The sequence below is a fragment of the Endozoicomonas sp. ONNA2 genome (genome assembly GCF_024606365.1).
Lineage (GTDB): Bacteria > Pseudomonadota > Gammaproteobacteria > Pseudomonadales > Endozoicomonadaceae > Endozoicomonas.
Map to the genome: position 1 here is coordinate 1 of NZ_JAHHPO010000300.1, position 9,813 is coordinate 9,813.

Here is a 9,813-nt window from a genome sequence, read left to right on the forward strand (position 1 = left end):
TGCCCCCTAGTCACAATGCCATGGCGATCAAAGTCCGGATCATTTCCGAAAGCTTTGACGGGGAAGAGCATCTTTCCTGTCTGCAGGGTGAAGCTCAGGATATTATCGCCGAAGTCTTTAAGGCAAATGGCGTGTGATGTGAGCTGAAACAGCAAAGCATCGGAATACTTTGTCGGAAGCTGACACCAGGCTTCCGGGCAAGTGGAGATTCTTCCGGGGCAATACTATCTCCCGGGAGCCTGTCGGGCTCAGGCGCTGGTAGTGAGCAAAGCAGGAGTGGTTGCCGTGCGGGGCAGCCTAAAGTCCGACAGGCTCTTGGCCCGGAATGGGTCACGGATTGACCCTAATACTTTCAGCTCACCATGCAGACAACAGGAAAAACGACCATGGCGTCAGTCCTTTCCATGATCCTGGCCGGAGGAGAAGGATCTAGGCTTGCTCCACTCACGCAGACGAGAGCAAAGCCTGCGGTTCCTTTTGGCGGACAGTATAGGATCATCGACTTTGTGTTGAGTAATTTTGTGAATTCCGATCTTCACAAGATTTACCTGATTACCCAGTTCAAGTCGCACTCACTGAGCAAGCACTTGCAACGTTGCTGGCGTATTGCCGGCCTGGCGGATAAATTTATTGATACGTTGCCAGCCCAGATGAACACCGGCAGTGACTGGTACCAAGGCACTGCGGATGCGGTGTTTCAAAACCTGAATCACATTGAGTCACACAACCCTGACCTGATATGTGTGTTTGGTGGTGACCATATCTATGCTATGAATGTTCGGGATATGGTACAGTATCACCAGCAGCACAGCGCCGACTTGACCGTTGCATCGATTCCGGTACCGGTGGATCAGGCGCATCACTTCGGTGTTATCGAGGTGGACGAATTTGGTCGTATGATTGGATTTGCTGAAAAACCCTCAAGTGATGTCAAAATCATTCCCGGAAAGCCGGGCTTTGTCTTGGCTTCAATGGGTAATTATGTGTTCACCAAAGACTGTTTGGTGCAAGAGTTGCTGGATGATCACGCCAATGCAGGGTCCGACCACGACTTTGGTAAAAACATCATTCCTTCCCTTTACCCGAGGGCAAAGGTCATGGTGTATGACTTCTCCAAAAATGTAGTTCCCGGGGGCATAAACAACGGCTACTGGCGTGATGTAGGTACCATCGATTCATTCTGGGAAGCCAATATGGATCTGCTGACCAGTGAACCGCCCATTGACCTGCATAACCAAGGCTGGCCAATCCGTACCTATATTCCACCGTATCCACCGGCGTTGATTGCTTTTAACCGAAATGAGCCTGAAGGCCATATCTATAACTCCATGGTGGGTGTGGGTTGTGTATTCCATGACATCTATATGCATCGTAGTGTGGTCGGTTACAACGTCAAGATCGGCGACAATACCCGATTTACTGAATCGGTAATTCTGCCCAATGTCACCATTGGTGAGGGCGTCGTATTGAACCGGGTTATTGTTGACAAGCGGGTAGAAATTGCCCCGGGGACCCGCATCGGTATGGATCGTGAAGAAGATCTTAAACGCTTCAAGGTCTCTGATTCTGGTCTGGTGGTTATTCCCAGAGGAGCAAAAGTTGGGTTCTGATTTAAAAATACTTTTTGCGGTCTCAGAGCTGGCAGGTATTGTCAAAACCGGAGGTCTGGCAGATGTGGCCGGTGCGCTCGGGCCCTGGATGAGTGAACTCGGCAATGATGTCCGGGTGATTATGCCCGCCTACCGGCAGGCGCTCGAAGCGTTGGCAACAGATGTTGTCGGGGCAGGTGAGGTTTGTCTCGGCGCATATGGCAGGATGGGCTTTGCCTTAAGACAGGGGATGTTTGACGGTGTCCCTATTTACCTGATTGAGCACAACCATTACTTTGACCGCAGTGGTCTATACACCTATGAGGGTGAAGGTTTTGCTGATAACAGCGAGCGATTTGCGTTCTTTTGCAAGGCGGCACTTCAGGCCTGCAAGTTGTTAAACTTTAAGCCGGATATTATTCATGGCCATGACTGGCAGTCGGCACTTCTGCCTTACTACCTGAAAACCCATGAGTCAGGCAATGCTTTCTTCGTCGGCACGCGGTCAGTCCTGACCATTCACAATGGTGCCTATCAACAGCATACCGACAGTGGCTTATTAAGTGTGTTGGGGATCGACCACCCGTGGTATACCCCGGATTTCTTTGAAGACCATGGGCATATTAATCTGCTCAAGGGCGGCATTGCCCTTGCGGATAAAATCATCACCGTCAGTCCGGGGTATGCTGAAGAACTCCTGACGGATCTTGGGTCCCATGGCCTTGCCCATATTATGGGACGAAGAAAACAGGATTTTTCCGGTATTCTCAATGGCTGTGATTATCAGCAGTGGAACCCTGAAACAGATGACTTGTTGCCAGCCAATTACTCCCTGCAAGATCTTTCCGGCAAGGCGGTTTGCAAGCAGGCTTTGCAGAAACGACTGCAGTTGCCGAAGGTCGCCGATAAACCTCTGTATGGGCTGGTCAGTCGCCTTGCCGAACAGAAAGGTTTTGCCTATCTGATACCGGCCCTGTGGCAGTTTTTGCGAGATGATGTTCAGGTTGTATTGCAGGGCTCAGGTGACCGGAGTATTGCCGCTGAACTGAACCGTTTGGCCAGCGCATTCACCGACAAATGCAGTTTTGTTGAGGATTATGACAACCCCCTAGCCCATCAGATTGAAGCAGGCTCTGATTTCTTCTTGATGCCCTCCCTGTTTGAGCCCTGTGGGCTTAACCAGATGTATAGTATGAAGTACGGTACCCTGCCCATTGTTCGTGCCGTTGGTGGGCTGGTGGACTCGGTCAAAGGCTATGATCCAACTGCTGATGGAGGTACAGGGATCGCAAAGAAGAGCGCAACCGGGTTTATGTTTGATTCGCCCGACAGTGATGCCCTGCTGCATTGTCTCAATCAGACCCGTGCCGTTTATCAGGATCGGGAATTAATGGCTCATCTGATGGCAAATGCCATGTCTGAATCATTTACCTGGGAGCAGCCAGCCCTGGATTATCTCAAGGTTTATCGAGCAGCAGTTGATCAGCGATAAGTACGACAGCTATAGTCGATCTTGAAGGAAAAGCGAAAGGCTGAGGTTCACAGTCTTCCAGACACCAGTTTATCCTGTCTGCCCTGATAAGGGGTACTTTCAGACCACAAGGAGTCCATCTGATGTTGACGACAGGCAATTTCTATTGAAAAAACACCGCTATGAGTATCGCAGTATCCCCCAAAACATCGTCAATACCCAAGGTAGCCATGTCGCCTGTGGTATCAGATCTGATCAACAATCAGTGTGCAACCCCTTTTGATGTGCTGGGGTTGCATCCTGATTCGCAGGGAAAAGGGCTGGTCATTCGCGCATTGCGCCCGGATGCTACCGTGGTTGAGGTGTTCGAGCACAGCACCGGCAAATTACTTGGCGAGATGAGGCGCAATGAGGCTGGTGTGTTTGAGCTGCATCTGCCCAGAAGAAAAAAGCCATTTCTGTATCAGTTGACGATACATTGGGCCAGTGGCCACAGTTTTACGGTTTATGACCCGTACTGTTTTGGGCAGTACATTCTTGCCCAGTCAGATATTGAGCCGGACGGTCTCCATCGACACCTCGGAGCCCGGGTGGTCGCTCATAAGATCAACAGCAAGCTGCATATACAGGGTGTGCTGTTCAAGGTTTACGCACCTTATGCCCGATCGGTCAGTATTGTGGGCAGCTTTAATGGCTGGGATAACCGGCTCCATCCAATGGCCAGTGCGGATGATGGTATCTGGCGCCTGTTTGTGCCCGGCGTTCTGCCCGGCGACCAGTATAAATATTCTATCCGTGATTACCACGGCAATCAGCTGCCATTGAAGACCGATCCGTTTGCCCGGCATATTGAGCAGTGGCCTGGTCTGGCTTCCGTGGTTCAGGGGATCGAAAGCTATTCCTGGAAAGACCGGGCATGGATGAGCCAAAGAAAACAACATGACAATAAAGGGCAGCCCTTCTCTATTTATGAAGTGCACGCAGGTTCTTGGAGAAGGAAAGAAGACAATGACTTCCTGACTTTCCGTGAACTGGCCGATCAATTGATTCCTTACGTTATTGATATGGGCTTTACCCATATTGAGCTGTTGCCTGTCTCGGAACATCCGCTGTTTGATTCCTGGGGTTATCAACCGGTTGGCCTTTATGCGCCCAGCAGCCGTTATGGTTCGCCCGATGATTTTCGCTATTTTATCGATCGGTGTCACCAGAAGGACATTGGCGTCATTCTGGATTGGGTACCTGCGCACTTCCCCATTGATGAGCATGGGCTGGCCAGGTTTGATGGTTCATCGCTCTATGAGCATCCTGACCCGCGCCGTGGCTGGCACCCTGACTGGCAAACCTGCATTTATGACTTTGGCAAGCCCTGGGTTCAGGACTTCCTGATCAGTAATGCCCTTTACTGGCTGGATGAATTCCATATTGATGGCCTGCGTGTCGATGCAGTGGCCTCCATGCTCTACCTGGATTACTCCCGCAATCACGGTGAGTGGGAAGCCAATATTCATGGTGGTAATGAGAACCTGGAAGCCGTGACTTTCCTGAAGAAGTTCAATGAGCAGGTGCATGCTGCATTCCCGGATGTGCTGACCATTGCGGAGGAGTCCACCGGCTGGCCTGGTGTTTCCAGAACGATAGAAGACGGTGGGCTTGGGTTTGACTTCAAATGGAACATGGGCTGGATGAATGACACGCTGGAGTATATGAAACTCGACCCTGTCTATCGTCAGCATCATCATGGGCAGATGACGTTCAGTACGGTGTATGCCTGGAGTGAACATTTTGTCCTGCCCCTGTCCCACGACGAAGTGGTTCATGGCAAGGGCACTATTCTGACCCGGATGCCCGGTGATGATTGGCAGCGTTTTGCCAACCTGCGGGCTTATCTGGCATTTATGTATGCGCATCCCGGTAAAAAACTGCTGTTTATGGGGACTGAACTGGGAACCTGCCAGGAATGGAATCCCAATGCTGTAATGGATTGGCACCTGCTTGACAACCCGAAGGGGTTTAATGCGGGTATTCAGATGCTGGTGAAAACCCTTAACCAGCTTTATGTTTCAGAACCCGCCATGTTTGAACGGGATCTTCAGGCGGATGGATTTGCCTGGACCACCGGGGATGACAGTAGCCAGAGTGTGCTGGTGTTCCGTCGTTATGATAATGAGTGGAACTCACTGCAGGTTATTTGTAATTTGACGCCGGTGGTTCGTGAGAACTATCACATTGGTGTGCCTGATGCTGGTCGATATCGTGAAATTTTGAACACTGATAATACCTGCTTTGGCGGCAGTGGTGTTAGCGCAGGAGAGCTGCTTGAGGCTGAGAAAACGCCGATGCATCATTTGTCGTACAGTCTTTCAATGACCTTGCCACCTCTGGCCACCGTGATTCTCAAGCACTCCTGATCGATCAGGAGTGCGTCATTCTTTGGTCAGGCGTTGTATATCTGGTATTCAGGTTTAAGGGTTCGCAATTTCATGTGGTTATGCCATTGGGCATTGTGGATCAACGATTACCTCGGCTTCGGCCATGGCTTCTGTTGGGGTCAGGAGTTCGTATTCTGGAGTGCCTTCCTCTTCACACCCGCAGGTAGAGAGAACTGTGCGTCTCAGTTCGTTAACATCCCGCCAGGGTTTCATGTCATATTCCAGTAGTGGCAGCTCGGCAGCTGCACAGAGTTGGCGTATTAGCCTGAATTTTTGTGCGTTTGGCTTTGTATTGTAGGGGATGAGGTTGATCACACAGCAGACTTGCATCTTTTTACGGTGATAGAGTACAAAATCAAACCGTCGGTTTCTTTTGATGCTCAGTGCCACTGCAGTCCGGCTGAATTTGTCGGGCTCAAGAACATCACCAACGGGCAAGGAAGGCAAAACCATCAAGTGGCTGCGGACGGCAATATCCAGCTGGCCAAAAAAAGCTCGCTTGTCCTGCTCGAAAAGAAGGGTGTTGGTTTTGGCTTTGAACGGGCTGAAAGTTAGCCATAGGTACCAGGCAATTGCTGTAATAACCATCACAGAGCCTGAAAGAACGAGGGGGAAACTGTCCAGCAGCACTGCACTACCTTGTCTTGAATTTATGGGTCAACGATTGATGAAAAACGTGACTCTTTGAAAAGCGACAACAACTGCATTTCCATGGGGTGCAATGGAAAGCGCAAAGTCCTGCATGACTAATCATTGGTAATGCAGTCAGTTTGTGGTTGTTAACCGGCATGGGAGGCCAAAAAGCCCAGTCCTGATCAGCCAGACATACTTTATATAAAGAGTGACAGGGAATAATAGCAACAAATGTTCTTTTGTCATAATAGGTGTTTCTCCACAATGTATAGTACTGTGGAGAAAGACACATAACTGCCTTGCAAAAGAGGGTTCGTGTCGCTTGAATCCTGTTTAAACCGGGAATGACTCTTCTTGAGTTACACTCTGAGTGCTGCCACTGGCAGTACCGTTATCAGGGACGACTTTAGTGGCAATCAGACCTTTGGGGCCATGGCCTATCTCAAAGCTGACAACCTGGCCTGCTTTCAGTGTTTTAAAGCCGTCCATATCAATGACAGAGTAATGGATGAGAACATCCTGATTCTCTGTCGCTTCCTGTGCCTGGATAAATCCATACCCTTTGGGGTTATTAAACCACTTGACTGTACCTGCCAGCATAGCTTCCATTTCCTTCTTGGTCGCTTCCATACAGCTTAAAACCTTCAAATATTACATTGAAGGAACTGCTGGGAAACTGCAACCCTTGTTGTTTTATTTTTTGGCATTTTTTTATGGTTATTCATAAAAAGCGTCGTCCTTGCCACTTGGTTCCCTTTATCTGTGGCGATACCCATCTTGATAAATGGAGTTGAACCACAAATCTCCAGAAAAGGGGATTTACAATATAACATCATAAATTGTTTTTGTAATAGTCCTGTTTAGTCTTTATCTGCTGATATAGCAGACTTTTTCAGGTTTTTATCATGGTGAGGTATTGTACCTTGGCCAACTACTTAACGCTGCTGGCCAATGTGATGTGACAGATTACTGATTAAAGCTGCAACTGGCAGTTTTTTGCCGGTTTTGTACGACAGGCTACAATGAAAATCTCTGGATATGTTGAGTAAACAGCCATGGAGCAGCATGTTGATTATGATTCCGCAGCTGATGGAAAGCTGAGCCTTGCCCTGCTCGTCAAGCTTTTACTGAGTGGTGTTCAGGTTCTTGGAGGCAGTGTTGCCGGAAGTCTTTCCCTGATTGCAGACTCGATACATAACCTGGGCGATGCCGGTGCACTATTGGTTGCTGTTATCGCCAGGAGAATAGGCAACAAGTCAGCAGACAAGGTGATGACCTACGGCTACAAAAGGGCAGATATTCTTGGCGCTCTGATAAACAGCGTATTTTTATTGGCTGTAGGGTGTTATCTGATCGTTCAGGTTGTAGGCAAGTATCTTTCCCCCACGGAAGTTGATGGCTGGATTGTGCTGTGGGTTGCCGGTGTTGCCCTTCTGGTTAATATCACCACCTCGCTGCTTACATACAAGGCTGGAGCCAGAAGCGATATCAATATCAAAGCTGTATTTATTCACAATGCCTCTGATGCGATTGCTTCTCTTATAGTCATCGTAGCGAGTGTGCTGATCATCAACTATAAGCTCTATATTTTTGATCTGATAGCAACCACCGGCATATCCATCTATGTGATGTGTAATGGCGCTATTCTTTTGCGACGCTGCATTATTATTCTGATGCAGGGGGTGCCAGACAGTATCGATATGGAACAGGTCAGGGTGGCCCTGGAAAGCATTGAGGGGGTAAAAAAAGTAGAGTCTATGCACGTTTGGCAGCTGGATGATAAAAAGATCTTCTTTGAAGGCCATATTCTGTTGAATGGCGCTGAACCTGAAATAGTTAAACGAAAAATCCGAGTGGCGTTACGGCATCAGTTCTGCATTAACCATACGACTCTGGAAACAAATGCCCATGGCGCGTGAAAATATCTTGCGCCATCCTCAGGGATGAAAAATGGTTAAGCAAAATATTTTTCACGGCAAAGAGTACCCATTGTATCTGATGCAAAACCATAGTCTTGGATGAGGAACCCGAAGTCAGCTTCGAGCTATTTTTTGATGAGGCAGAGATTGATGGACGCTGATCTTGGCAATAAATAAATCCCGGACAGCCTCCTGACTGTGCGATGCCATGGACGACGTAGGGTACTATCCTGGTAGTTGCTACTCACTAATACTTGAATTCAGTTTTTATAAGTGTGAATTACTGCTCGTCTATTGATAGTGAAATCGTCTTATCCAACGTTTGAACTCTCTTTATCTTGCATCAAAACTCAGAACTACGGCAATAAACTTGGAGTAAAGGAGCAACTTGCTATGAATATGCCATCAAGCACTGCCCAGGGCACTGCAGTGTCCCAACCTCAATTTTATGACGGTGAGCAGGGTGAAAGTGCCAGCGCAGCCCCGGTAAAGTTTAATCGCTGGACCATCAGTTTAAGCGCGATAGACAATTTCCTGCGGGGCAAAGACCCTGAGGAAGTTGAGAGTATCGTAGAGCGTATGTGCACCACGGCAGTGCAGCAACAAGGTACGGAATCCTTCAATTTGACTAACTTGAAAAAAGATTTTGCTGAGTTCGAGTTACCGGTGGGTTATCAGGGGGCTCGCAGGAAAAATATAGAGGTCAAGATAATGAATAACCTGTTCCTCGAACTCCAGACTGAAGCAAACAGCGGAAGTGCGGAGCGGCCCCTGGGTCACAGTTTTTGCAATTTGATAAAAAAACCAGAAAGCTTCATAGCTGAAGGAGTGCAGCAGTTGCTTGATGAAGTTAACGGCGATTTTCCCCCAGAGCCGACCACCGGGACTAAAAAGGCACCTAATAAAACCCTGGATTTGGTTCAACTTAAAAATGAGGCTCAAGCGCAAGGTCAAGCTCGAATTCTGGAAGAGAATCCAGCGCTGGATGAGGCTCAAGCTCGAGCTATAGTTCAAGCTCAAGCTGAAGCTTTAGATAAAGCTCAAGAGTTGATTCAAGTTCTGGGTGAAGCTAAAACCCGAGCTCAACATCAATCTCAATCTCTTACTCAAGCCCATATCCAGGCGCTATCCAGATTATCAGCGCTATTAGCAAAATCTGCAGATCAAAATCTGACTCAAGCTGAAGGTAATTATTCGGTGGAACTATATAGCCCCCTGACTGCCGTGGGCTGCGAACTCATGAGTTCTGATTCAATAGGGCTGGAGGCCCTGGCAATTGCGAATACCGAACCGGAACACCGAACAGTTAGCGCTGAAGCTCAATATCCTTCTCTCGCTCAACTTCGAGCTCAGGCTCAAGGTCTATTGAAAGCTGAAGCTGAAGCCAGGGAGCTGGTTCAGGGTCTGGATCAAGTTATGGATGAAGCTGAAGCTCTGGGTTTGACTCTGAATAGATCCATAGCTGAATATCTGCCCGTGGCTCTGGCTCAAATTCAAGCTCAAGCTCAGGCACAGGCGCAGGCTCTGGCTCAAATTCTTGATGAAGGTCCAGCTCTGGATGCGGTAGAAAAGCTGGCTCAAGTCATAGGCCAAGCCAAAGCTATGGCTGAATCTCTGGCTCAGTCTCCAGTTCTGGTTGGAGACTCAAGCTGACGAGGGGGGGGTGTTGCAGGCATAGCTTTAGGGCTTGTATAAAGGAGCTGTCCTGAAATCGCTTCGACATTTCTACAGACGCTACCCGCTACCCGCCGCCCGCTTCCCGAAAAGCT

Annotated in this window: 7 protein-coding genes; 5 read left to right on the top strand and 2 right to left on the bottom strand. The window is 48.7% G+C overall.

What is annotated here, in order from left to right; translation table 11 throughout:
• Positions 1 to 362 precede the first annotated feature (362 nt).
• The 3 genes from glgC to glgB all read left to right on the top strand — a co-directional run bounded on the left by glgC (position 363) and on the right by glgB (position 5,471).
• The gene (glgC, locus tag KDK14_RS05350; protein ID WP_257263986.1) at positions 363 to 1,610 is read left to right on the top strand and encodes a glucose-1-phosphate adenylyltransferase; all 1,248 of its coding nucleotides are present in this window, start codon (positions 363 to 365) and stop codon (positions 1,608 to 1,610) included.
• Positions 1,600 to 3,081 (top strand): glycogen synthase, encoded by a 1,482-nt coding sequence (locus KDK14_RS05355; RefSeq protein ID WP_257263987.1) that lies wholly within the window; start codon positions 1,600 to 1,602, stop codon positions 3,079 to 3,081. Before glgC ends, KDK14_RS05355 begins: the two co-directional genes overlap by 11 nt.
• A 161-nt stretch (positions 3,082 to 3,242) precedes the next feature.
• Positions 3,243 to 5,471, top strand: a complete 2,229-nt coding sequence (gene glgB, locus KDK14_RS05360; RefSeq protein ID WP_257263988.1) for a 1,4-alpha-glucan branching protein GlgB — start codon at positions 3,243 to 3,245, stop codon at positions 5,469 to 5,471.
• A gap of 78 nt (positions 5,472 to 5,549) precedes the next feature.
• On the opposite strand, the gene KDK14_RS05365 is transcribed toward glgB, so the two are convergent.
• A complete protein-coding gene (locus tag KDK14_RS05365; RefSeq protein WP_257263989.1) occupies positions 5,550 to 6,080 on the bottom strand; it encodes a DUF2726 domain-containing protein in 531 nt (176 codons plus the stop codon).
• A 378-nt stretch (positions 6,081 to 6,458) separates the two neighbouring features.
• Complete coding sequence (locus tag KDK14_RS05370; protein ID WP_306671468.1) at positions 6,459 to 6,755, bottom strand: cold shock domain-containing protein; 297 nt, start codon at positions 6,753 to 6,755, stop codon at positions 6,459 to 6,461.
• Between the two features lie 425 nt (positions 6,756 to 7,180).
• Between KDK14_RS05370 and KDK14_RS05375 the strand changes: the two genes are divergently transcribed.
• Positions 7,181 to 8,044: a cation diffusion facilitator family transporter gene (locus KDK14_RS05375; RefSeq protein ID WP_257263990.1), complete on the top strand. Its 864-nt coding sequence runs from the start codon at positions 7,181 to 7,183 to the stop codon at positions 8,042 to 8,044.
• 624 nt (positions 8,045 to 8,668) lie between these two features.
• Positions 8,669 to 9,697 (top strand): hypothetical protein, encoded by a 1,029-nt coding sequence (locus KDK14_RS05380; RefSeq protein ID WP_257263991.1) that lies wholly within the window; start codon positions 8,669 to 8,671, stop codon positions 9,695 to 9,697.
• Positions 9,698 to 9,813 lie beyond the last annotated feature (116 nt).